Below are 25,839 nucleotides of genomic sequence, written 5' to 3'. Positions count from 1 at the left end.
CATTCACAATAAGTAAATTTATCAGTCATGACTATTTTTCAACAATTTAAAGAAGCTTTTATTCTTTCACCGGCCACATTAGTTCACCTAAAAAAGAGTTCTGCCAGTTGGATGTTTATTTACTTTATTTCAGGGTTAGTTATTTTTTCACTATTTACCTGGCAAATGATAGAACACCAAGAAGCGATTAAAAACGTCTTATTAGATTACTTTTTTCCACAGTCCTGGCATTCAGTTTCTGAAAAGCTTGCCGACTTTTTCTTCGAGTCACAAACAAAAACGGTTTTAAGTAACTTGATTATTTCTGGTTCATTAGTTGTTGCATCAATCTTTTTATTTCCTATAAAGGAAATCTACTCTGCAAAATTTGAACAGGATGCGCAGTTTAATAATGGTGAAAAAAATGAATTTCCGTTAATTTATCAAGCAGTCGAAGAAGCGCGATTACTGCTTATATATATAGCCGCACAATCGGTTATATTGTGGATTGGTTATTATCCCTTTACCTGGACAAAAATCACAGCAATAACGCTTAGTTATTTATTTTTATTTTTTACCTTTGGTCTCGACATCATATCTCCAACGCTACAAAGACATAGAATCAACTATACAATCATTTTAAAGTATTTACTCAAAAAGCCTCTACTTGTTTTGGGTTTTGGCCTTCTATTTAGTTTACCCGCAATACTGATTGGTAAACTCATTTTCTCTTACCAAGAATTAACCTTAATAGAAATTGCGAGTATTTTATTTTTAGTCAATATATTATTTTTAACTTTGGCTATTCCGGTTGGTACTCGTATTGCGAGTGTTTTACTTCCTCAAGCAAGGCAAACACAGCCCCCTTCTAAAAACTCAATCAGGTGGAGCTATATCACGTTATTCATTGTACTAGTGATTAGTTTAACTCTTCATGGACAACTAATTGCCAGCATGCATCATAAAAGCCAGCTACTAAAAGCAGAATATAGCATTGACTGGTCTTCTATTGACTATAAACTACCCTCATTTTCTCAACTATTCAATGGTAAAGCTTTAAGCAATTTATCATTTAATGTTGAAATAAAAAATCCCACTGAGTTTGATATTATTATGGAAAATAGCAAAATTTATGTTGAAAAAGAAAACCTCATAATTGCAACTGTCGACTTGCATGGTTTTGAAATACCAGCGGGTGAAACACGCCAGGTAACAATGAAACTTGACTCTACTTCAGAGATCAATAAGCTCAGTCATTTTGATGATTTGCTCAAAGACTGGCGAGTTGATATGCATTTACAGGTATGGCCAGGTATTCCTTTTATTCTGAACATTGTAGAATAAATATAGTTTTGCTAACAAGTTGATTTTTATATCAATATACACATTATAAAACGTTTTTTTAAGCCTATAAGCATTTAGAATAAGTTTCTTTGACTAATTTACTACTTTAGTGAACAAATTATTCTATGCTTATTAATAACCTTTAATTACCACTCGCCCGTTCATGACAACCAATCAAAGCAGTATCAGCACAGCAGCAGAATTTAGATTGATTACTAGTAAAAGAGTTGCATTAGAGCAACTCATAAAAATAGCTCAAGGCGTTCATAATCAACAGATTGCATTAAGTGAGCTTGCAATAGCCGCCAGACCCTCGCAAAGCTTTCCTCCTCAATTAATGGTCTATTTTGGTGCGATTGAAAAGCGAATGCAATCAATAGCAGCATCAGAAATTATTCAACGACTCGAAACGATTGAAAAAGTTACAGAGGAAACACTTGCTAACATACTCTACCTGAGTCAATTAAACATTGATGAACTACGTAATAACCACCTTGAAAAAGCTGAAATAGAAAATTTTACCGAATCAATTACAGATTTTAAACGACGAACAAAAACCGCATTAGCACTCCGCTATATATTACAAAAACGTGGCGTCATAATAGAAGCATTTAAATTACCGATCTCTCAAGAAGCAATTAATGAACAAGTAGAAAAGCTTAAAGAAAAAGAACACGAATGTGTCAAACAAATAAAAACAGAAATCAATCATATTATTCGAGATACAGAGCAACTATTAACTAACAATGCGATTTCTGCAGCAATGAAATCAGATTTAAAAGGAATTAATCGGGCGATGCAGCTGAACATAGAGCACTTAGAAAATGGTGGCTCAGTTACAGAAATCCCCCATGTATTTGAAATTATTGTGCTTGAATCTGAAGATAATTCAACCAATGAAGCGCCTTTAGCAAAAAATGAAGCAACAAATAATAATAGCACTCAAACAGAAACCCCAAAGCAAAAAGAACTTTTTAGTGAGCAAGAAAAAAACGTATCTTTATCATTTTGGAAGCGTCTAATTATCTGGCTAACCTCTCCTCCCGAAGTTAGCTGGAAAATAATAAAAGAAAAATATAAAGCAGAATAAAAGACTAAGCACTATGGTAAAGTGCTTACTTTATGACTGGCTAAAATCTAAAAAGTACTCATTCAAAATAGATATTAAAAATACAACTCTGTGATTTATTTTTAATTCACTACTTGTAAGTAAATTTCAATAAGTTCATTACTATTCACTGTCACTTTTTTAGTATCAAGTACTTTAAACTGTGTATTAACTTGAAAAAGATACTCGGTTTTCTCTGGTCCATCAGACAGCGGCGTTATATAAGTACACTTATCCCAAGTAACTGCATCATTAGGTGGCGAAACAATAAGCACTATGCCATTTGAATAATGTTGAGCATCTTTAAAAGAATCGGTAAAGGCCATAAATGATTTTAACGTCACAGTATTACCCACAGCAAGAAAAGAATTAATGGCGTCCGTGAGTGGCATTTGTAACGGTGGCTGTGCTGGATCGCTATTAGCAGGTAGTTCGAGAAAATAAGTTGCAAAATGTTCAGTACCAAGATTAGAAATTGCAACTTGTCCGCTGTAAAGTTTAGGTTTAGCGAGACAACTGGTTCTGGGCATACTCAGTAAAGCGGCAGTAATGATATTGATTTCAGATAAATTATTGATATATAACGATGAAGCTTTTTCATCTAATTGACTCTGTACTTCTTGTAATGAATTTGCAGGAACCATCATAAACGAATTCATATAATCTTTATCTTGTGGCGTATAAGGCGGCCAGTTGGCAGTCCAAATACCATTGGCAATGCTATTCATATCAAGCGGCTTATTATCTAATCCGGTGTAAGTAAACAGTCGCATAAAATCTATACGAGTAAAGTCAGCAGTAGTCCAATCATATATTGACATGGCCAATTGAAAACTATGTTGAGAATACGGAAAATATTGTCGCCCTAACTGTTTTATTTGTTCAGTCGTTTTACCTGGCTCATCAGGTATATTCTGATAGGGGATGTATTTGTTTTCCATCATCCAATTAAAACTATCAATATCAGCCTGTGACACTTCCGGTAAAGCTAATAACTGACCAGAAAACTCATTACCATCACCCGCAACCTGATAACTACCATCATTATTAATCGTTAAATCGATCGCTCCTTGTCCATCGTACCAATAAATATTTTTTCCTATAATGAGTTGCCAATAGTGTGGGCCACCGGCTTGATGACCGGTATCAGTAAAATCTAAAAAGCCAAATCCATCAACGATTAAGCGAAATGACGCACCTTCGGGGCCTCTGACAGCTTCAATTGATTGTCCATCGGAGAAAGAAATATTCTGAAGCGGTGATGTATTATTGTTAAGATTATTGATAGCCCACATAGTTATGAATCCCTTTTATTGATCGGCATGTTTTTAAATTAATATGCATGCTCATCCGGTTAATTTCGAATCAACAATCACCATAACCCAAAAAATCAGAGCAACCTTGGTAAATCGGTTTGATGGTAGCGAATTATTGAAATGCTTCTAGTAGCGTTCTTCTTAAAAAACGCTACTGCAAAAAGATTGTAGTCGATCAAAAATCATTTTTTAATTGCTTATCTCAATAAAATATAAATAATCTTATTAGCTAATCAGTAACTCAGCTTATTCACTAGCTAAATTATCATCTGGTAATTCTAACAAGGGTAAAGACTTAACAGCACTACCAGCAATCCCTTGCACAGAACTATACATATAGCTTGTATTAAGTAGCACTTTTTCAATTTGCTTTTCACGCTTTTTCCATAAAGCTGTCATTGAACGTTTCTCTTTAATTAAATCGTTTTGCATTTGTGTAAAACCTTCAACAATAGCTTCCACTTGCATTCTAAACTCATTACCGGTTAAAAAGTCATACAACATAGCCATTTTGTCTCCTTTATTATCTTGTACAGCAATGGCTTGACTCATTCGTAAAACAGAATCTCTTAAAACTAAACTTAATCCTTTAAACTCTTCAAAAGAACAAACCCACACACCATCTTTTAACCCCATTCTTTTCAAGTCGGACGGCATGGCTTCAGTCACTAATACACCAATATCCGCACCTTTATCTCTAATATCAGCTTTAAACTTTTCTATCCATTCTGGTTTAAAACTTTGTGTACGTTTGCTTTCATAATAAATGACACCACAATTTTGTTGCGTCCGAGAGTTGACAATTTGTAAACAATCAGCTCCCCTTACTCCTTTTTTTATTTCTTCAATATTATCCAAAGGAAATTGCTCAGCAAGCCACTGTTCAATTGCTAGCTCTTGCACCTCTCCTTGCAGCTGTGTTGAACCTTGTTCAGCTTTACGTTTTGCAATATCGAGCTGCTGCTTTAACTGTTCAATAATTTTTTCCTTTTCAGATAAATTCATTTTATTGCGTTGCATTTCAGCCTGTTGAATTTTATCTCTTTCAATCGCTATTTGTTGGCTTAATTTACGTTCAGCTTCCGCTTCAAGATCACTTTTTAACTCTTCCTTTTCTCGTTTGATTTTTTCTATTTCAATTTTAGCTTTATTCAATTGTTTGACTTTCTCAGACTTTTCATTTAATTCCTGTCGTAACAATTGTAATTGTTCAGCTTGTTCATCGGCAAGTTGCTCTTTTAAACTTTTCCTTAATTGCAACTCTTTTTCTTTCAGTTGATTTTTTACAGCTTGCTCGACAAGTTGTGCCTGTTTTTCTTTATCGGCAGCTAATTGCTCCTTCTCTTTATTAATCAGGGCTAACTTATTTTCCATCAGTTGTTTATCTTCAGCCGCTTTCAGCTCATATCGATTACGTAGCTCTTCCTCTAATTGGTGTGATAACACCTCATTAACATCAATGGTTGTACCACATTTAGGGCACTCAATTGGGGTAGAAACAGCACTGGTCATAAAATATCCTCAATAACTGACTTATATTCTGTTTTCACAGACTTGTTAATAACAGCTATCTTAGGTAGCCTTACACCTTATGTCTATATCCTTTTCCTTAAAGAGAGGCTTATTAGTGTTAAGTTTATCAAGCTGTCTCTTTTTAAGGTAAAAGGAGCACAAAGCACTCAATGTACTTAGCCTCAAATGAACCTTTAATTGGTTAAAGAAAGTGAATAATATCGAACAAGAATCACATTGGCCTTTTCGCTGGGATCTATTATTGAAATATCGCTTAATAGAAACTATTGCCCAATGGGAAGGCAAACTCACTAGCCGAGCATTAGTACAGGCCTTTGGCATTGGTCGGCAACAAGCCAGTAAGCATATTAATGATTACAATAATAAAGTTGTTCCAAATAACCTAATATACAATAAACAACTAAAAGGTTACTGCCCTGCTCCAAACTTTAAAAATAAACTAACCCGTGGTGATATTAATGAATATTTGCAAATGCTAAGCATCCAGCAAAACCTGGCAACTCATATAGAATCACTCGATGTACGGCATGCCAACACGGTCACCATACAACCATTAATTCGAAACATTGATCCAAACTACGTCAGGCCAATTATTCAAGCAGCAAGAGATAATAAGCGAGTAGAAATTCAGTATACTTCCTTAAACCACCCTAAGCCTAGAGATAGGATGATTGCACCGCATACTTTGGTATTTAACGGTTATCGTTGGCATGTGCGCGCTTACTGTGAGGAGTCTTTACAGTTTAAAGATTTTTTACTTTCAAGAATGACAGATATTGCAGAAATCACACTCAACGCTTCTCTCAACGAAACAGATGATACCGACTGGAACACTCTAGTAGATATTATTATTGGACCTGATCCACGCTTGTCAGCAGCCCAACAAAAGGTGATTAGTAAAGATTTTGCGATGTCTGATGGCCAACTAAAAATTAATACACGTGCCAGCTTGATTACTTATTATTTACAGCTACTAAGGATTGATAAAAATCAACTTCATGAAAACCCGCTTGCCCAACAAATAGTATTGCTTAACCGTGACTCATTAAAACAGTGGATTTTATAAACAAAATAGTAAACCGTTTGCTTTTAGAACACAAAACGCTATTAAATCATTCCTTTTTACTTGTAACAACAGGCCTCTCCTCCTTGTGATAACTGATATAACTTTAAGCTGACTTTACGAGCAATAGCTCGTAACTCTTCTTTATCCGTCTCGTCGCTTTCTCTCTCTTGATTCAATGTATTTTGCAAGTTCAATAAAACGGCATATAAAAATTGCTGATTCATTTAATCTCCTGCCTTTAATGCTTTACATAAAAACCAATCATGAAGTGGTATTTTGAAAATCGCACTCTAAAAAATATTGATACTTTTGCAAGTTCATTTTTAAACCAGTAAAACGCTCAATAAATTCTTGCTGCGATCTATTGACTGGATAACTAAATAACATTGGATTACCCACATCAAGTTCAAATATCTTTCTTAAATAATCTTCATTGACTGGAATCAGTTTTTTCTGACCAACAAACTCACAAGTTTCTCGATCAAAATAGCGAACTAATCTAGCCATGCGTGTCTGATTGGTTGGTTCAAACGTAATAGAGTTTTCACTACGAACATATTTTTGAGCTGTTACCATCAATTATTCAACCCTCATTATTTTAGCTTTCCTCATCGGTATTACCCTCTATAGCGATAAAAAAATGGAAAACCCTTCATTATTTTTGTTTTTTTTATAAACCCCTCACTAAAAAACAACGTAAAACAGCGATTTCCTTTATTAATCAATTAATTAGCTCTTACGCTATTATTTTGCTATATTACTAAAATGGCAGAAAATAGAACAATTTAAGGGAATACAACTTTAATCGTAGTCCCCTGAATATAAACTGAATCACAATACAAATTCATTATTGATAACTCTGAGAATCCAGGTGTTGCATAAAACTTGAATAACAATAGTGTTTATGAAAAATAACCAGAGCAACCTACAGGTCACCCAGTTGTTAAATAACTGGCGTAAGGGCGAAGCGCTTGCGCTTGAACAACTCACCCCAATAGTTAACGATGAATTACATCGCCTTGCTTCACAATACATGCAAAAAGAGGCCAATAACCACACTTTACAAGCGACCGCTCTAGTTAATGAAGCATTTATTAAGTTAATAGGCAGTGATATCGATTGGAAAAACAAACTCCACTTCATGGCTATGGCTTCTCGAATAATGCGTAATATTCTGGTTGATCATGCTAAAGCTAAAAATACAATAAAACGCCAAACCAATAAAAATGCTCTCTCATTCGATGAATCACTATGTACCCCACAAAGTGATCTTGAAAATATTGTTATGCTAGATCAATTATTAAATCAATTAGAAAAATTTGATGTTAGGGCAAGTAAAATGCTAGAACTTACTCTATTTGGTGGTTTGACCAATAACGAAGTTGCCGATGCAATGCAAGTTTCCCTCAGCACAGTAGAGCGAGAAATAAGAATAGCAAAAGCCTGGCTTAACAATCAAAGATAACTGTTGTATCCAAAACATTGAGAATTAGATGAACCCAAACCGCTGGAAAAAAATCAAAAAACTATTTGAGAAAGCCGTTGACCTACCTGAAAATAAACAACTTACTTTTTTACATAACAATGAAGAAGATGCAACAATTATTGATGAGGTAATGCAACTAATTTCTGCAGAAAGAGAAGACGCAACAACTTCTAATCAAGGACTGCAAACTATTGTTGTATCTAGTGCCCACAAGCTTTTTTTTGAACAAAACAAACTTAATTCAGGCGATCAAATTGGAGCTTACACAATTAAAGAATTGATTGGAGAAGGTGGCATGGGGAGTGTTTATTTAGCCTATCGTACAGATAATCAATTTGAACAAGAAGTTGCAATTAAAATATCTAGGCAACTAACACGCCAGTCAGAACTTTCTGCCCGTTTTGCTCTCGAAAGACAACTTTTAGGCCAGTTAATACACCCTGCAATTGCAAGAATTTATGATGCGGGAGATACTGCTGATGGATATTCATTCATCATCATGGAATACATTAATGGACAAAATCTTTTAACCTATTGTGATGAAAATCAACTAACAATTCCACATAGATTAAAGCTTTTTAACAAAGTTTGTCATGCTATACAATTTGCACATCAAAAAGGGATTATACATAAAGACTTAAAGCCAGCAAATATTCTTGTTTCTGAAATAGATGGGCAAGCAACACCAAAAATAATCGACTTCGGTATTGCCCAAAATAATTTACAACCCAAGCCTACTGATGATGGTTCTACAATAAAAAATCTAGAAAAAGCAGTAGACACTAGTAAGCTGACAGATACCGTTCCGCAGAATACAGCTCAAGATAGCTATGCCAGGGTTGGTACGCCGATTTATATGAGCCCAGAACAAATCACACATCCCGATAAAATTGATACGCGTAGCGATGTTTACTCACTTGGTGTACTGCTTTATCAACTTTTATCGGGCACTACTCCTTATAAAATAGATAGTTTCAATTACTCAAATTTGATTGAAGCAAAAAGTAATATTCAGTTACCAAGTGAAATTTTTTCTCTGAGCTGTAATCAACAAAAAATATCGACTACACGCCAACTATCACCTTCAAAACTATTGAAAATGTTAAAAGGTGAAATTGATGCAATTATAACCAAATCAATGAGTTTTGAAGCTAACATGCGCTATCAATCTGCGGCCCAGTTGGCAGACGACATCAACCGATATCTATCCTTATCTCCAGTACAAGCAATGTCACAAAAACCAATATACAAATTCAAAAAGTTTATTCGAAGAAATAGTTTACCTACAGCATTAGCAAGTCTGTTTTTTATTGGACTAGTTGCAGCGATATTCTTAACAACCAATGCCATGTTGAAAGAAAAAAAAGCACGCTTGAGCGCACAGTTTGAATCAGAAAAAACTCAAGTTATCAATAATTACCTTATCGAAATGTTCTCTTCTGTTGATCCAAGAAAAAAAGGAATGCAAGTTAAAGTCATTGATATTTTAGATACAGCAGAACAAAATATTCAAGAAACATTTTCAGAAAAACCAATTATTCAAGCTAGCCTTCTAACAACTTTTGGTCAATCAAGAATAGGGCTTGGAGACTATAAAAAAGCTGAAACCTTATTAAACCAGGCTTTAGCAATTTACCAACAAAATTTGGGACCTAATCACTTCAAAACGTTAACCGTTACTAACTTAATTGGAGAGGCTTTTGGTAATCAATACCAACTTGAAAAGGCACTTAATATTTTTGAACCCGCATTACTACTAGCGAAAAAACACCTTGGCCAACGGCATCGCCTTACAATGACATTAATTAATAATGTTGCAACCAATAATTATTATATTGCCTTAGATAACAATGATGATAAAGCTAGTCAAAAATCACTTAGCATGATGGAAGAATTACTTGAGATCAGAACGGAAGTTTTAGGGGAAGAACATGAAGAAACCAGTCATGCTCGTAATAATTTAGCAACAATGTACGGCGAATTTAAACAACACGATAAATCTTTAATGCTATTTCACAAGAATCATAAAATACAACTAAAAATATTTGGTGAAAACAATCATTATACCTTAACAACCTTATCAAATATTTCGTGGCAGTATAACCGTTTAAAAAACTATGACTTAGCAGAGCAATATGCCAGACAGTCTTACAATGGCCTTAAGACAATTCAAGGAACTAGTCATATAAATACTCTGCGTGTAGCAGTTCCATTATTAAACTTGCTAGTTAAGCAAAATAAAATCAAGGATGCGAAAAACTTGATTGGTGAAATAGAAAGCGAAATCAGAGAAAAGAAAGTTGTTCAAAACTGGTTTGATAAAGCAAGTTATGAGCTAGTCAAAAAAGAATTAAACCTTTCAGAAAAGACAACTGAGTGAAACTTTAAGAGGTGTTTTACCCTGCATTTTGTTGTTTAAGTATGGTAACAAAGCTTTCTACGCCTTTTTGAGCATTTTGTTTAGATTCATATGGCCCAAATACAGCACCTTGTCGTATATAAAAAAACCAACCCGCACCTTCCTGATAAACTCTTTCAGTACGATTATATTCTTTATTAGAAAAGTCATCTTTTCTCATGGTAATACTCAAAACTAATTATTAATTTTCTTTCTCCAATCCAATGTGGGCATGTTACACCATAATTGGCTATTAATATTTACGACATTTCGCTCTATTAATGTGAGAAATCTCTGACGGGGATTGTAAGTAAAAATCAATTTTTGCTCAAGTTAGACTATTCAATTGTTATTAATACCCATAAATTTTAAGAGTAAAAAAACTGGTTTTGTTAACCGCATCTCAATCTATAAAATACTCAAAAGATCAACTCGATATAAAAAAGAATTAATAGTATTGAAAAAGTATGTTTTTTATAATTAATACGAATAGTTAAACGATAATTAGCTTAAATACCTATTCGAGCCAGTAAATCAGATAAACGCCCTATTAGATCAGTGAGCTGTGGATGATTAGCTTGTATAACTTCAATTTCAGACTTTAAGCGCTCGATTAAATACTGCTCACTTGCCATATTAGCTTCTGGCGCGTTGATTTTATGGTTGATTTCATCAATTAACGCTTCGGTCGTTTGTCGTTGATGGTTATCAATAGGTGAGCTGGAATCAAGTTCATTTTTCAATTCTAATAAAATATCCAACATCTGTTGTTTATTCATAACACACTCCTTCGATAACTCTAACCAATATAATGTCAGTAACTATACCTATATTCGTTAGATGAAAGTTTCAGTAGAATTAACTATAGCTAAATCACTATCAATTGGCATAGAGAAAAGTCAGGGATTTTTGTCACTATTAAGGCGTCTGGCGCAGTGCATAGCCGCTCTACGGACAAGTCAGACAGCGAAAAGAGCGGCAAAAATAACTGCTTTTATTGTGACAATTGATAGTGATTTAGCTATATAAGGTTAAGACAAACTCAGTGATGTCGCAAGCATTCTAATGAATGAAACTATTTTGAAGACTTTCAACTCAATAACCGCCTCAAGAATGGAAGATTTAACTTAGAGACGCTAAAGGGTTCTCAGGATCAACACCTTCCATAAATGGAATACCAAGTTTTTTATTGGTTAATTGATAAACCAGACCTAACCAATTATTAAACAAAGACAAAGCTGTATCTCTCCAGGTGTTATCCAAGTAATCACACAACCATTCTTCTGGCCACTTGGGTTGTGGTAACTGTTTTTCTTTTGCAACCTGCATTTCTACTTGATATTTAGACAAACACTCAATGACATTGGTTGAAAAATAATGTTCAGGATAAGGAGGATAGTCTTCTCTTTCGCTGTTAAACCAGCGATCAATCTCCCTTTTATATTCCTTTAATAAGCTCAAATCATCATACTCAGGATGCCCCTGAAAAAATACTAAACGAATACCATCTGGGCTTACTGCTAAATGCACGCCTGCTTCATCACTTTCTGCCAGAGAGATTAAGCCTTTCTCTTTCAATTGCTCACTGGTAATTTGGTTAAAACGAGAATGCGGCACATCAAAGCGGGTATTCATGTGACGAGTAAGCGGATGATCAACCTTGCTTAAACGGTGCACATAAACCCCCCATTTTTTTTGTTCGAGTGGCCGTCGATGGATATCGTACAAATACTGCACAACTGCATGGGTCGCCAAACACGCACATAGTGTTGAAGTTACATTATCTTTTGCCCAGTCAATCACCTCTGTGAGCATTGGCCAGAAAGACTCTTGCTCAAGATGCCTTGTAACAGGGTTAGCTCCTGAAATTATTAGCGCATCTAATCCATGCGCTTTAATTGACTCAAAGTCTTCGTAATAGCGATCAATCCAATCTTGTGCTTCTTTCGAACGTTTTATTGATGGTAAACTAAAAACATGCACATATATCTGAACGATTTGATTACAATCACCAACAAGGCGCATAAACTGCCGCTCAGTAGCTTGTAAGGTTGCATCAGGCATCATGTTAAGCAAACCAATATGTAGCTCGCGAATATCCTGCTGTGTCGCCTTATGAATAGGCAGCACATCATGCCGCTCTTCAAGTAATCGCTGAAATGTCGGTAAGTCAGAAAAAGCTACCAATGGCATAAATTATTAACTCCATAACCGTTTAGACGTCTATAACGCTATACTATAAAGGTTAATGCGATACTTTTAAACATTTGTGAATATTTAGGATAGATCAATTCAGCATACCAACAGGTTTAAAACAGGTTTCAATAGCTTTTAGTTATCGAAGTAAGCAGACATTTTTCATTTTAACAACGGTTAAACCTTTATCGTTCTTGAGCCGATGTTATCCTTTGAATAAACTGAAAAAAGTTTTTCTCTAGCAATTGAATAGAGTTTTGCAGCCGGTGATCATCATCCAATAATGTTAGCTCCAAGGCGTATTTTTGAGCATATTTTATACAGTTTTCAACAGGCACGATATCATCATGCCAGCCATGAAACACTTGAGTTAAGCAGTTTTCGGGTGGAGCACTAATATTGTCATAACCAGGTAAGTAGACAGCTGGAGCCAATAAAAAAAGACCTTTTGGCTTAACCTGATTAGCGGCGAGCAAGCTCACATATGCCCCCATACTAGACCCTACCAGAATTGTTGTTGTTTTATTATTTTCTAAAACACTAAGTAGCTTTGAAATTCTGCTTTCTACAGACTCAATGCCCCGATAATCGACACTGACGCCCTCATGGCCAGCCCGACGGGCAACTTCACGAAGTGCAACGATTTTTGTCGCATTGGGTCCACTTTCTTTACCGTGACTAAAACAGATAAGCGCCATAAATAACCTATTTTTAAATATTAAAACTTAATCAGTCTTATTTTAAAACATTCGACGCTTAATGCCTTTTAAATTTTCCAAAGATTCAAGAAATAATAAGGAATCAACTTCCCACTTTTCAATCGGCACGGGGCTTCCTTCGGGTGTATCGTGTTCAGGTAAAAAAAGCTCTAGTTGATGGTTAATATAGGCTTCAAGATTAATTAAAACCTTAGCCTCACATTTATTACCAATTTCTCTAAAATCGTCAAGTGCTTTACGTGTCACAATAAAGTGCACTTTCTTTGAGCGCTTAAAAGGCCGCTGAGGATCGCTGTGCAATAACCAACAAAAACTAGCAAAAAAGTCATCTCTTTCTAAATCAAACTCAACTTCTGCTTTAGACGGTAATAGTTCACGTAGCGTTTCAGCGATAATTTGTTTATTTATCACTCGCTTGTTCCTATTCCAAAATTTGCTTAATTTACTGTCAGCCGAAATAGCGCATAAGCCAGCAGTAACCTATTATTAATATAGTTTGCTCCATAAGGGATATCAAATCATACGAGCTACTTTAATATCAGCTCGCTTAATAAAATCCCATTTAGAGATTCTAGCAATAATTGATACGCTGCTCAACTACCCTCAAGGCACCCGCAGATGTATTATTTTTACAAAGTAATAACATACTAAAAATTAGCTACAAATAACCGTACTTAAGGAGAGTTAAAATGGATATGTTTGAGCTATTAGGCTCTATGGTAGTTAATCAAGCTTCAGATCTATTTATTAGCGTTGATTCTCCACCATTAATAAAGATAGAAGGCAAAATAAAGCCTATCAAAGATCAGCGGTTAACTAGCGAAGAAAATCATCAACTCATTTTTTCAATACTCAATGAAAAAGATATTGCCGAGTTTAAACAAAGCCATGAATTAAATATTGCTATGAAATTGGAGCGTATTGGTCGTTTTCGCGTTAATGTGTTCCAACAATGTGGTGAGCCAGCCATGGTGATCCGTTATATCAAAAAACAAATCCCTAGTATTGAAGAACTTGGCCTACCTCAGATATTGAAAGAGTTAATATGCAAAGAACGCGGGTTAATCTTGCTAGTCGGTGCAACAGGTACAGGTAAATCAACCACCTTGGCCTCTATGATAGACTATCGCAACGCCAACCAGACAGGTCATATTTTAACCATTGAAGATCCCATTGAGTTCATTTATACCAACAAACAATCATTAGTTAACCAAAGAGAAGTTGGGGTTGATACCGAATCTTTCGAAATAGCCTTAAAAAATGCCATGAGAGAAGCCCCAGATGTCATACTGATTGGTGAAATACGCGATAAAGAAACAATGAAACAAGCCATTACTTATTCTGAAACAGGCCACCTGTGTTTGGCTACTATGCACGCTAATAACGCTAACTTAGCGCTTGAAAGAATCGTTAATTTTTTTCCAGAAGAAGCCAATAAAATTGTTTTGCAAGATCTGGCACTTAACTTAAACGCAATTGTAGCGCAAAGGTTATGTATTGGGCTTAAAAAGAAGAGAGTCGCAGCTGTTGAGCTAATGATTAATACTCCCTTTATACGTAAACTAATTGAAAAAGGTCGTATAGATGACATAAAAGAAGCAATGATTCGTTCAAAAGGCCGTATCAATCAAACCTTTGATGATTCACTTTATCAACTGGTTAAATCCGACAGCATTTCTCGCGATGAAGCTTTGCGTAAGGCAGACTCAGCTAACAATCTAGCTTTACGTTTTAGACTAGAAGATGGAGATAAATCTGATCACAGCAAAAAGCCAGGGGAATTTGTCATTAATAATGAGGCACCATTCGATCATTATCATACTTTTAGTATTTCACCGTTAACAATGAGAACCAAAAACCCCAATATTCAAAAACGAATTAACAGTGCTTTAATTACCGCTTTGAACGCCAAAGGACTAGAGTTAAAATCACTTGAGCCAGATCTTGAAGTCCAATATATATTAGGTTCAAGAAAAGAAGAAAGCCTGTCACTTGAATCTGTTGAGGGGCAAAACAGTAATATTGAGCACTTTCTTCCTCAAACAAAAGAGTATGCAATGTTGATCCTCAACATTATTGATACCAATACCAGTAAACCTGTTTTTAGAATTACAGCGATAAGAAAAATATCCGACTTCAATGAAAGCCAACAACTATTAAACAAAGGTATTGCTGATTTATTAAAAAGCTTTCCTGTTAACATCTAATAGTCTTTTACTATTAAGTTATAATAAATACTTTAAGCAACTATAAATTAAATTTGATATTCTTACACTTACCATCCAACAAATAGCCTAACCCTATGATTACTGTTATTTCTCCAGCTAAAAGCTTAGACTTCGAAGGGCCTTTAGCAACAAAGCAAAAATCACAACCTCAGTTTTTAGCGCAATCTGAGCAACTCATTAAACAACTAAAAAAACTTGCCCCTCAAGATATTGCTAGTCTAATGAAGTTAAGTGATAAGCTTGCTGTTCTCAACTTTGATCGCTTTCAAGATTTTTCTCCGCCCTTCACTTTAGACAATGCTCGCCAGGCAATACTGGCATTCAAAGGCGATGTATATCAGGGACTTGACGCAAATACATTCAACGCAGGCGATTTTAAATATGCTCAAAAACATCTTCGTATTTTATCTGGTCTTTATGGAGTATTAAGACCACTAGATTTAATTCAAGCCTATCGCTTAGAAATGGGAACAAAGTTTGAAAATAATGCAGGAAAAAACCTTTATGCCTTTTGGGATAACCAATTAAACCAATTTATTCAAAAAGAACTCAGCAAGCACCAACAACCGATATTAGTCAATTTAGCTTCTAATGAATATTTTAAAGCCGTAAAAAGCAAAGAGTTGACACAACGAATTATCACGCCAACATTTAAAGATTATAAAAATGGCCAATTTAAAATGATTAGCTTTTTTGCAAAGCGTGCAAGAGGATTAATGAGTCGTTTTATTATACAAAATCAGCTCGACACGCCCGCTGCTCTTAAGGATTTCAATTTAGATGGTTATTACTTTGACAAAAAAACAAGTACAGAAAACGAACTGATATTTCTAAGAGATGAACTTAAAAAATAATACGGATAAATGCAGCCAGGTGCACAATCAATTATGTGCACCTGAAAAAATTAGTCTTCGATTGGAATTCTTATTACTAAGCCACCCATAGTATCACCAATCTTAAAGTCTTTCTTAGGACTATCGATATGATCATTATGGCAGTTAACGCAAGCTTTTGAAACAGCTATGTCAGGATACACAGCAGTAAAATATTTCTTTTTGCCAAGAACCTCTTCACCATAATAGTTTTTCTTATCTTTTTCGATTGCTTTCATCGCTTTTTTTTCTAAAGCTGTTTTAGGTGAATTTTGTTTATTAATAGCCCATGAAGAAAGAAGCGCATAACTAAAACCAGATTTTTTTTCACTAACTCTTTCAGCTCCCATACGCAACATTTGAGCCGGTAATGGGAGTGCACTTTCTTCCTTCCAGTGTTCATCTGCAGCAATCACATCCTCTTCGTTTTGTAACCGTTGAACAACTTTTTGAGTATAAATAGCGCGATCAGCTTCTATAACAGAAAAAATAGCATCAGCCATTTTTTTTACATTCACTTCTGATGCGTTAACCAAAGGAGCAGCCACTAAAGTCGTGATGATTCCCATCTGAATTATCCAATTTTTTTTATTACTAACCTTCATTTTTTTCTCCTAGTTTTGCTTTGATTTTTTCTTTTGTTTTATTCGTTTCTTTACAAGTTCAAAAGATTGATGCCCAACCTTAGGCGCTTTATTAAAATTATTTTTTATTAATTCTTTATTTGATAATGAAGATACAGAAAATTCCATGCCATGACAATTCATACAAACCTTTCTTAACATTTTTGTATTGGGTCGAAGGTTTAAATTTTGATTATGTTCAACAGTCACTCTACGCCCTTTTTTTATTCTAGGCAAATGACAAGTTGCACAACTAACACCACTATTAACTTTAACTTCTCCTAACAATTCTTTTTCCCATAATTCAAAATGTTTCGACCGTTTATAATTAATAGAGTGTTCATCTTGATGGCATCCTAAACAAGATTCAACAGCCGCTTTTTTTATATCTAGTTCATGTGGATTATGACAACTGACACAACTTAATAATTTTGTATCACTGCTAGTCATTTTTAATCGCGCGTCACTTGTAGTCATTCTAGATAAATCTAACGATAAACGCATACCATGTTTACCTTGAAAAAAAGATTCTTGTTGTTTTTTGTGACACGATGCACATTGTTTCTCAATGCTTTCTATTTTAACTAAACCACCATGTGGCTTTTCACTTTTAGCATGACAACTACTACAATTAGCATTCACTTTCGAGTGAACACTATTATGCCAACTAGCAGAGGCTTGCTCAGTAATTTCTTTATTAATTAATTTCCCACCATCATAAAAATTGGTAATATCGGCTTCCATAGCATCCGGTAACTTTTTAAGTTTATTCTTCTTCAACCAACGTTTTAAACCTGTACGCTTAGGGTTCAACTGTTTCTTTTTATTAATTGGTTCATCAATATGTTTGCTAATAAATTTTTCATAGAGCATACTATTATCATGAAAATTATGGCAACCCGATGATGCACAAGTATCATATTTGAAATCTTTATGACTAGGCCTATTTTCTCCAACATCTTGGTGACAGTGAAAGCAAAAATCCTCAGCTAATGTAACACCATAGCTTCTTGTTATTTCGGGTTTATGTTCTCGATGACAAGTAACACAAAAACGAGCATCTAACTGACTTAACAATTCTGCATTTCTAGGATCAGCGAATACCGACTTTGGGTGACTATCATTAACTTTATCTAACTCATCAGCATGACAAGATTCACAGGCTTCTTGCATGGCGTCAGGGCCAGAAAAAGCTGAACTATGACAAGCGTTGCATTTTAATTCCATTTGATAATGGCCATGCGTTGTATCACCTGACAAAAAAAAAGATTTATCTCCTTTTAGAAGGTTAAATCCTAAAATAGCTCCAATGATAACAGTTAACCCTAAGCCTATTGGTAAAATACCAATCGCTTTTTTATTATTATTATTTGTCATGCTTAAAAATAGTATGCAGAAAGTATATGAAAAATAAGTAAAGGTAACAGCATCCAAAGTAAAGTGTAATGGACGCGAGACCACCAAAAACGATGCTGTCTCAACTTATGATCGCTCCAGTGATGATTTTTAGACATAAAAACCCCCACTAGCGATCCAGTCATAGTTGCAGCCAAAAAGACACTCATCAGTATTAAATTAAGGTTTGACCCCATTCTTATACCGGTATGTATCATTAAAACAAACAATGCAACAATTCCAATTATAGAATGAGCATAACGCCAAGAATCAACATGGCCAAAATTAAATTTTTTCAGTCGTTTTCTTAAAACTAGTGCACATGCGATTAAACATAGCCCTAATAAAGTAAAACCACTGACTTGCTTCCAAAAACTATCAAACCAAAGCTTTTCTAAATGCCACTTCATTTGCACACTTTGTGTAACAGATAAAGGTTCAAAGAAAACAGTAAGCAGTATTAATACAATAGAAGTGATCGAGGCAATAAATATTTCTTTTTGATGACGCATCACCAAATTTGGTGCTGGTTTATCTAAAAGATTCGCTAAAAGAGGTTTGCACGAACCACACACAGTTCCAGCTTTTGTACTCTCTCCAAGCGTTTCAATAGTACGACAACCAGACTTCATTGCATTACTTAGCTCGCCTTTTGTGATATTTTGACATAAACATACCACATAATCTTCTGGCAGATTTTTAACTTGAAGCTCTTGGGGTTTATTAATTAATAAGCCTGTTTCTTCAAAGTTAACTAATGCTTTGGTTCGAAACTTTCTATTTTCATTAACCGCAATTTTAATTTCACTTTCTTCTTCCCAATTACCAATTAATATAACACCTACCAGTCGATTATCTTTGAGTATCAACTTGCGATAAATACCTTTAAGACGGTTCGTATAGCTGTAGAACTCTCCATTATTAACATCCATCTCTCCATAGTAAGCCGTTGTATAATCATTAAACTTAACTTGAACGTGCGGTAACTCTTCTTGAAATTCGTGTAAATGTCCAGAGATATGTTCAACACATGATTTAGCTTGTTTAAATCCAGGAGAAACGACACCAAATGTTTTTTCTCTAAACTCACTGCAATCACCAATTGCATAGATTGATTCATCACTTGTACGAGTGTACTTATCAACAATTATTCCATGACTAGTTTCTAAGCCTATTTTTTTTGCGAGTGAAATATTGGGGGCTATACCTGTACAAAAGATTAAACAATCACATTCGACTTCTTCACCATTTTCTGTTTCGATTGCAGTAACCGAATCTGTTCCAATAATTTTCTTGATTGAGTTGCGAAACGAAGTTTTTATACCAGATGCAGCAATATAATCAATTAATACTTGTTGCGCATCATCATTAAAATAATTACCGAGCAACTGATTTCTAACTTGCAGTGTGACATTATTGTTAGGCTGTTTCATTGCAAAAGCAGTTTCTAACCCTAGCGGACCACTACCTACTATATAAATGTTCTTGCAATTCTTTTTGCTTTTTAATAATTCATTAGTCCCATCAATTGTTCTAAATTGATGAACACCTTGTAGATGTGTATTTTTAAGTTTGGGGACAGTAGGAAGAGCGCCAAGGGCAAGTATTAACTTTGAATATCGAGTAGTTGTTCCAGAATCATCGGTGACAGTTTTATTCACTCGATCAACATTAATAACCCGGCGCCCCAAATACTCAGTAATACGATTATTCTCGTATGAGTCAATTGAGTTATCTAATTGAGCTTCAGTCACCTTACCAGCAAGAAATAATGACAGCTGAACCCGGTTGTAAGGCTTACTTTTTTCTTCACCAAAAATGATAACATCAAGGTGGTTAGTGCTTTCTAAAGTTAAATTGGCTGCTTTTATGCCCACCGGACCGTTGCCTATTATTACAATAGGCAACCGGGTTGCATCCTCGTTAAAAGGTTTATTTAGAGGGCTTCTTAAGTAACTACTCACCTACTTCTCACCCGTTAAATTTTTGTTAACGTGGTCTATAGAGAATATATAGTGATTTTTCCTCGAGACTAACCCGACGAGTAAGCACTTCTCCGACAGTTGTATAATCTGATTTAAATTTTTGCACCATTTCCGGAGAGAATTTACCTTGATAACTTTTACAAAATCTAATTGCAGCGTTAGCAATTTCATTCATATCAGTTCTAAATTCTTTAACAATTTTCAAGTTATGCGGATCATCAGCTAATGATTGCTCTAGGTAAACATAAAACTTAACGTTCTCTGTTAATAAATGAGCTTGAAAATCACCTTTGAACTGGTTAATTAACGTGACAACTTTGCCGTAATTAGCTTGTTCAAATTCGGCCCAGATTCGCCCATAAAGCTTAACCAGTTTTTCATGATCAGACTCCAACTCATCGATGAGATTGGGATCATAATTAATAGAAAACTGATTATTCTTAGACCTTTCTGGTACAGGTTGACTAATTTGTATTTCTTTTTCGTTTCTACTCTTAAAGAAATTACTTATAAAACCTAACACGTTACATACCCCTGACTACATAATTCCAAGCGTTTTGCTATGAGCTTCATGTGTTCTTCCAACGGTGGATTATTTGGAGAAAATTAAAAGTTTAGTTAAATATAAAACTCATCAAACTAAAACTCGTATGCTTCCATAATCAGACACAGTAAATTAAAGCACAAAAATATTATGGATTTATTAAATCATCGCCTGGTAAAACGATTCAACAAATCTCAAAAAACAATAATGAGAAACAGTTCTCTATTTGGAGAGACAATAAAACTCTAATAGAGATTCAACAAAAAGATAACATTAAAATTTAAACTTTTATGTCAGATCAAATAATAGCATGCAATTCAACTATGTCCATAACACAATTTTGCTACTAAGCAACCTTAAAAAAAAATTTCAGTAATACAAGCAAAATAAGTTTCGTATGAAAACATGCTTCTCAAAATTATGAGTAATATTATTAATTGTTATAAAAAATAAAAGGTCGTGCTGAGTCTTTTTCAACTCGATGTAATAATGCTTCCTTGTTGTTAGTATTTACACAAAACTAACAACAAGAAATCTAAAGAAATAGAACTAATTGAGATATTCGATTACAGCTAAGGTTGCATCTTGAGTAGATATCTGGCTATCAGGTTTTAAATCACACGTTAAAACACCATTCTCAATGGCTTGTTTAACAGCTCCTTCAATAGCATCGGCTTCAGTAATCAGGTTTAACCATCGTAGCATCATTGCAGCACTTAAAATCGAAGCATAAGGGTTAGCAATACCTTTACCTGCAATATCTGGTGCAGAACCATGGATGGGCTCAAACAAACCACAAGCATCACCTAAAGAAGAAGAAGCAAGCAATCCCATAGAACCAGCTAAAACACTCGCCTCATCAGATAAGATATCGCCAAACATATTCTCGGTTAACACCACATCAAAATGAGCTGGGTTTTGAATTAATTTCATTGCGCAAGAATCAACTAATTGATGTTCGACATCAATCTCAGGATAATTAGCCGCAACAAACTGAGTAACAACATCTCTCCACAAGCGAGAGGTTTCTAATACATTGGCTTTATCGACAGAAGTCAATTTTTTACTTCTTTGCATCGCTAACTCGCAAGCGACTTTAGTTATTCTCTCGACTTCTTGTACTGTATAACGACATTCATCGGTTGCAAAATCTTCACCCCGCTTTTTTTCACCAAAATAAATTCCGCCAGTTAATTCCCTTACTACAATAAAATCAACCCCTTTTAAAATTTCAGCTTTTAATGGTGATGCATCAATTAAATTTGGAAAAACAGTTAAAGGACGAATATTAGAAAAAACACCTAATTCACTTCTTAATTTTAATAATCCTTGTTCAGGTCTTACTTTTGCGTTTGGGTTATCCCATTTAGGTCCACCAATCGCACCTAGAAAAACAGCATCGGCTTTTAAACATGCATCAATAGTCTTTTGTGGCAAAGGATTATTGTGCACATCAATAGCAGCTCCACCAATTAGATGTTTTTCAATATTAAAACTTCGCTGATATTTTGCAGCAACGGCTTCAAGAACCTGAATAACCGATTGAGTTACTTCTGGACCAATACCATCACCAGGTAAACAAACAATATTTGTACTCATTTATTCATACCTCACTTGCTCTTTTTCAAACGCCGCTATTCTAGCTTCTTGACTAATAATAAAATCCAGTTGATCCATACCATTCAAAAAACAGTATCGAGTAAATGCTTCTAACTCAAAATTAATTTCTTTTTCATCAGCAATAATTTTTTGATTTTCAATATCAACAGAAATTTCTTTGGCATTTTGTTTTAATAAAAGCTCATGTGATTCTTTATTAACAACAATGGGTAATAACCCATTTTTAACCGAATTATTACGGAAAATATCAGCGATAGAAGAACTAATAACCACTTGAATACCAAAGTCGATCAGCGCCCAAGGAGCATGCTCTCTTGATGAGCCACATCCAAAATTATCACCGGTAATCAATATTTTAGTTTTTCTGCTAGAGCCTATATTGAGTACAAAATTTGAAGCTTCACTACCATCAGAATTATAACGCCAATTAGAAAATAAATGCTTACCCAAACCCGTTTTGTTTGTTATTTTTAAATGTTCTGCTGGAATAATTTGATCAGTATCAATATTTTCAATATCAATCACTGAAGCGATACCCGTTATTTGTTTTACAACTTGCACTATGCAATCTCCTGAACTTGAAATGTGTCTACAATTTTTCCTGATACAGCCGATGCAGCAGCCGTTGCAGGACTTGCTAACAATGTACGCCCCCCCTTACCTTGTCGACCTTCAAAATTTCGGTTACTTGTACTCACACAAATTTGGCCGGGCTGTATAATATCCCCATTCATACCTAAACACATTGAGCACCCAGGCTCCCTCCATTCAGCTCCTGCTTGAATAAAGATTTCATCTAAACCTTCGGCTTCAGCTTGCTTTTTAACCAAATGAGATCCGGGTACAACCAAAGCTCTCACGTGCGTAGCAACCTTATTGCCTTTAAAAACATCTGCCGCAGCTCTTAGGTCTGTAATTCTTGAGTTAGTACAACTACCAATAAAAACAACATCGATAGTTTTATCCATCATTTTTTGATTCGCTTTAAACCCCATATAATCAAGCGCTTGCTGAGGTGTGTCATCTGGTATAATACCATCAATCGGAATGGCCATTTCAGGGTTAGTACCAAAAGTAATCATTGGTCTGACTTGCTCTGCTTGTATAACAACTAACCGATCATATTGCGCATCTTTATCAGTGATTAATTGAGACCAATCTTCAATAGCTCGATCCCAGTGTTCACCTTTTGGTGCATAAGGCTTACCTTTTAGATACTCAAATGTTTTTTCATCAGGCGCAATCATTCCTGCACGAGCACCAGCTTCAATAGACATATTGCAAATAGTCATTCTTTCATCCATATTCATAGCGCTAATGCAGTCACCAAAGTATTCAATAACATGGCCAGTCGCTCCACCAATGCCTATTTTTGCAATAATTGCTAAGATTAAATCTTTGGCAGAGACATTACCATTAAGCTTGCCTTCGACTTTTATTCCCATTGATTTAGGCTTTCTTTGCGGCAAACATTGAGTGGCAAATGTATAGCCAACTTCACTAGTACCAATACCAAATGCAAATGCTCCAAACGCCCCATGAGTACTGGTGTGACTGTCACCACATACAATCGTTTTTCCCGGCTGGGTTATCCCCTGCTCTGGACCCACAACATGTACAATGCCTTGTCTATCGTCCCCTAATTCAAATAGAGAAATTCCAAAGTTTTCACAATTAGATTTCAGCTTTTTCACTTGTAGTCTTTCTTTCTCTCCATTAAATTGATAATCACCATCAGCGTTAGGAGGAGTAGTTGGCGTTGAGTGATCCATAGTTGCAAAAGTTCTATCTGGCCGACGAACTTTTAATTGTCTTTCACGTAACATGTCAAATGCCTGTGGTGAAGTAACCTCGTGAATAAAGTGGGTATCGATATAAATGACTGCTGGAGTCTCTTCACTTTCGGGAGACACAATATGTGAATCCCAAATTTTATCAAAAAGCGTTTTAGCCATGATGAATTTAATCCTTAATTATTAAATTTTTGCGTAATTTGTGTTCGTTTTACTCAATATTTTAAAAATATCTGCATCAGAAATAACCTTTCTGCTATCAGAGAAACTCTTTACTTGCTGTGATAAGTGACTAATTTCATTATCACTTAACTTTATTTTATTATTAACTAACCATTGTTTAATCGCATGCTTTCCACTGTGCTTACCGATCACCATATCATTTCCATTAAAACCAACATCTTCCGGCCTCATAATTTCATAGGTTTCGGGGTTGGCAATAATACCATGTTGATGAATGCCTGACTCATGAGCAAATGCATTTTTACCAACTATCGCTTTATTGTACTGAACCTGAATACTGGTTATCTGGGACACCATGCGGCTAGAGTTTAATAGCTCTTTAGTTTCAATACTCGTAAATTCTTTATACAAATCATGGCGCGTTTTCAATCCCATAACAATTTCTTCTAAGGCTGCATTTCCAGAGCGCTCACCAATCCCATTAATCGTACACTCCACCTGTCGAGCCCCATTTTTAATCGCGGCTAAACTATTTGCTGTAGCAACTCCCAAATCGTTATGGCAATGAACACTAATGACAACATTTTCAATACCTTTAACTTCCCGATTTAAGCGATTAATTAATTCGGCATACTCATCTGGCATCGTATAACCAACGGTATCGGGCACATTGATAGTAGTAACACCAGCCTCAATAACAGCAGAGAAAATCTTAATTAAAAACTCAGGATCACTTCTTGTAGCATCTTCAGCAGAAAACTCTATATCATCGAAATGCATTTTAGCCTGTTTAACTGAAGCAACTGCACGCTGAATCACCTCATCCGGTTCCATCTTTAGTTTGTGTTGCATATGTATTTTGCTAGTTGCAATAAAGATATGGATCCTTTTATTTTCAGCCTCTTCAAGCGCCTTAGCAGCAGCAGTAATATCCTTTTCAACACACCTAGCTAAACCACATATTATTGGTCCTTTTACAGATTTAGCGATACGAGAAACCGCCTCAAAGTCTCCTTCAGAAATGACAGGAAACCCCGCTTCGATGATATTAACGCCCAAACGCTTTAACTGATGAGCAAGCATTACTTTTTCATCTATTGTCATGCTAGCACCAGGTGACTGCTCGCCATCCCGTAACGTTGTATCAAAAATCAAAATTTGATTTGGTTGCTGTTTCATTATGTTATACCTTTCATACGCTCAAAAAAAACCCGCAAATTTTGCGGGTTTTTTAGTTTTCATTATTTATCTTTTAAAAAACAATAGCCCGCTCACACCTACTTAAGAGTAAGAGTGAGAGGAGTGAAGCTGATAGAGTTGTTAAATGTTTATTCATAAGTCTTCTTTAAATCTCAATATTTATATAGGCATAAAAAAACCCCGTAGTATCTGCTACGGGGCTTGTTTATTCTTCGCAACACAAAAACCCCATGACTAAATGAGGAGGAGGT

Annotated in this window: 24 protein-coding genes; 7 read left to right on the top strand and 17 right to left on the bottom strand. The window is 35.2% G+C overall.

Annotated elements, in window-relative coordinates; all coding sequences use genetic code 11:
• Positions 1–27 precede the first annotated feature (27 nt).
• Both ACT5E3_RS07085 and ACT5E3_RS07080 read left to right on the top strand, forming a co-directional pair.
• Entirely contained in the window at positions 28–1,323 is a 1,296-nt protein-coding gene (locus ACT5E3_RS07085) for a hypothetical protein (protein WP_444997603.1), read from the top strand.
• Between the two features lie 163 nt (positions 1,324–1,486).
• Positions 1,487–2,413, top strand: a complete 927-nt coding sequence (locus ACT5E3_RS07080) for a hypothetical protein (protein WP_444997602.1) — start codon at positions 1,487–1,489, stop codon at positions 2,411–2,413.
• Positions 2,414–2,514: 101 nt separating this feature from the next.
• Here ACT5E3_RS07080 and ACT5E3_RS07075 read toward each other — a convergent pair whose 3' ends face one another.
• Positions 2,515–3,726 carry a hypothetical protein gene (locus tag ACT5E3_RS07075; protein ID WP_444997601.1) on the bottom strand — a complete coding sequence of 404 codons (1,212 nt, stop codon included), beginning with the start codon at positions 3,724–3,726 and terminating at the stop codon, positions 2,515–2,517.
• Positions 3,727–3,993: 267 nt separating this feature from the next.
• Positions 3,994–5,259, bottom strand: coding sequence for a DUF2130 domain-containing protein (locus tag ACT5E3_RS07070; RefSeq protein WP_444997600.1), 1,266 nt, complete (start codon positions 5,257–5,259; stop codon positions 3,994–3,996).
• A 211-nt stretch (positions 5,260–5,470) separates the two neighbouring features.
• On the opposite strand from ACT5E3_RS07070, the gene ACT5E3_RS07065 reads away from it, so the two are divergent.
• Positions 5,471–6,346 (top strand): helix-turn-helix transcriptional regulator, encoded by an 876-nt coding sequence (locus ACT5E3_RS07065; protein WP_444997599.1) that lies wholly within the window; start codon positions 5,471–5,473, stop codon positions 6,344–6,346.
• Positions 6,347–6,402: 56 nt separating this feature from the next.
• Here ACT5E3_RS07065 and ACT5E3_RS07060 read toward each other — a convergent pair whose 3' ends face one another.
• Both ACT5E3_RS07060 and ACT5E3_RS07055 read right to left on the bottom strand, forming a co-directional pair.
• On the bottom strand, positions 6,403–6,570 hold the full coding sequence (locus tag ACT5E3_RS07060) for a hypothetical protein (protein ID WP_444997598.1): 168 nt from the start codon (positions 6,568–6,570) through the stop codon (positions 6,403–6,405).
• Between the two features lie 37 nt (positions 6,571–6,607).
• The gene (locus ACT5E3_RS07055; protein ID WP_444997597.1) at positions 6,608–6,922 is read right to left on the bottom strand and encodes a DUF7683 domain-containing protein; all 315 of its coding nucleotides are present in this window, start codon (positions 6,920–6,922) and stop codon (positions 6,608–6,610) included.
• Between the two features lie 328 nt (positions 6,923–7,250).
• On the opposite strand from ACT5E3_RS07055, the gene ACT5E3_RS07050 reads away from it, so the two are divergent.
• Together ACT5E3_RS07050 and ACT5E3_RS07045 are read left to right on the top strand one after the other, a co-directional pair.
• Positions 7,251–7,811 carry an ECF-type sigma factor gene (locus ACT5E3_RS07050; protein ID WP_444997596.1) on the top strand — a complete coding sequence of 187 codons (561 nt, stop codon included), beginning with the start codon at positions 7,251–7,253 and terminating at the stop codon, positions 7,809–7,811.
• 28 nt (positions 7,812–7,839) lie between these two features.
• Complete coding sequence (locus ACT5E3_RS07045; protein ID WP_444997595.1) at positions 7,840–10,212, top strand: protein kinase domain-containing protein; 2,373 nt, start codon at positions 7,840–7,842, stop codon at positions 10,210–10,212.
• Between the two features lie 16 nt (positions 10,213–10,228).
• On the opposite strand, the gene ACT5E3_RS07040 is transcribed toward ACT5E3_RS07045, so the two are convergent.
• The 5 genes from ACT5E3_RS07040 to ACT5E3_RS07020 form a co-directional block, all read right to left on the bottom strand.
• Entirely contained in the window at positions 10,229–10,411 is a 183-nt protein-coding gene (locus ACT5E3_RS07040; protein ID WP_444997594.1) for a DUF6316 family protein, read from the bottom strand.
• Positions 10,412–10,739: 328 nt separating this feature from the next.
• Positions 10,740–11,009 carry a DUF4404 family protein gene (locus tag ACT5E3_RS07035; protein ID WP_444997593.1) on the bottom strand — a complete coding sequence of 90 codons (270 nt, stop codon included), beginning with the start codon at positions 11,007–11,009 and terminating at the stop codon, positions 10,740–10,742.
• A 343-nt stretch (positions 11,010–11,352) separates the two neighbouring features.
• A complete protein-coding gene (metA, locus tag ACT5E3_RS07030) occupies positions 11,353–12,423 on the bottom strand; it encodes a homoserine O-succinyltransferase MetA (protein WP_444997592.1) in 1,071 nt (356 codons plus the stop codon).
• 188 nt (positions 12,424–12,611) lie between these two features.
• On the bottom strand, positions 12,612–13,124 hold the full coding sequence (locus ACT5E3_RS07025) for an alpha/beta hydrolase (protein WP_444997591.1): 513 nt from the start codon (positions 13,122–13,124) through the stop codon (positions 12,612–12,614).
• A 42-nt stretch (positions 13,125–13,166) separates the two neighbouring features.
• Entirely contained in the window at positions 13,167–13,556 is a 390-nt protein-coding gene (locus tag ACT5E3_RS07020; protein ID WP_444997590.1) for a hypothetical protein, read from the bottom strand.
• 278 nt (positions 13,557–13,834) lie between these two features.
• On the opposite strand from ACT5E3_RS07020, the gene ACT5E3_RS07015 reads away from it, so the two are divergent.
• A complete protein-coding gene (locus ACT5E3_RS07015) occupies positions 13,835–15,352 on the top strand; it encodes a PilT/PilU family type 4a pilus ATPase (protein WP_444997589.1) in 1,518 nt (505 codons plus the stop codon).
• Positions 15,353–15,447: 95 nt separating this feature from the next.
• Positions 15,448–16,227 carry a peroxide stress protein YaaA gene (yaaA, locus tag ACT5E3_RS07010; RefSeq protein ID WP_444997588.1) on the top strand — a complete coding sequence of 260 codons (780 nt, stop codon included), beginning with the start codon at positions 15,448–15,450 and terminating at the stop codon, positions 16,225–16,227.
• 50 nt (positions 16,228–16,277) lie between these two features.
• Here yaaA and ACT5E3_RS07005 read toward each other — a convergent pair whose 3' ends face one another.
• From ACT5E3_RS07005 to ACT5E3_RS06970, 8 genes are all read right to left on the bottom strand, one after another.
• Complete coding sequence (locus ACT5E3_RS07005; protein ID WP_444997587.1) at positions 16,278–16,850, bottom strand: Tll0287-like domain-containing protein; 573 nt, start codon at positions 16,848–16,850, stop codon at positions 16,278–16,280.
• Between the two features lie 9 nt (positions 16,851–16,859).
• The gene (locus tag ACT5E3_RS07000) at positions 16,860–18,245 is read right to left on the bottom strand and encodes an ammonia-forming cytochrome c nitrite reductase subunit c552 (protein WP_444997586.1); all 1,386 of its coding nucleotides are present in this window, start codon (positions 18,243–18,245) and stop codon (positions 16,860–16,862) included.
• 2 nt (positions 18,246–18,247) lie between these two features.
• Positions 18,248–20,227 carry an FAD-dependent oxidoreductase gene (locus tag ACT5E3_RS06995; RefSeq protein WP_444997585.1) on the bottom strand — a complete coding sequence of 660 codons (1,980 nt, stop codon included), beginning with the start codon at positions 20,225–20,227 and terminating at the stop codon, positions 18,248–18,250.
• Between the two features lie 25 nt (positions 20,228–20,252).
• Positions 20,253–20,771, bottom strand: coding sequence for a hemerythrin domain-containing protein (locus ACT5E3_RS06990; protein WP_444997584.1), 519 nt, complete (start codon positions 20,769–20,771; stop codon positions 20,253–20,255).
• Positions 20,772–21,341: 570 nt separating this feature from the next.
• Complete coding sequence (leuB, locus tag ACT5E3_RS06985; protein WP_444997583.1) at positions 21,342–22,391, bottom strand: 3-isopropylmalate dehydrogenase; 1,050 nt, start codon at positions 22,389–22,391, stop codon at positions 21,342–21,344.
• On the bottom strand, positions 22,392–22,973 hold the full coding sequence (gene leuD / locus ACT5E3_RS06980; protein ID WP_444997582.1) for a 3-isopropylmalate dehydratase small subunit: 582 nt from the start codon (positions 22,971–22,973) through the stop codon (positions 22,392–22,394).
• Positions 22,973–24,370 (bottom strand): 3-isopropylmalate dehydratase large subunit, encoded by a 1,398-nt coding sequence (gene leuC, locus ACT5E3_RS06975; protein WP_444998587.1) that lies wholly within the window; start codon positions 24,368–24,370, stop codon positions 22,973–22,975. Before leuC ends, leuD begins: the two co-directional genes overlap by 1 nt.
• 18 nt (positions 24,371–24,388) lie before the next feature.
• Positions 24,389–25,567 carry a 2-isopropylmalate synthase gene (locus tag ACT5E3_RS06970; protein WP_444997581.1) on the bottom strand — a complete coding sequence of 393 codons (1,179 nt, stop codon included), beginning with the start codon at positions 25,565–25,567 and terminating at the stop codon, positions 24,389–24,391.
• Between the last annotated feature and the right edge of the window lie 272 nt (positions 25,568–25,839).

The organism is Aliikangiella litoralis (assembly GCF_052495765.1).
The sequence above is the reverse complement of the archived record's forward strand: the minus strand, read 5'-3'. Positions and strand labels throughout refer to the sequence as shown.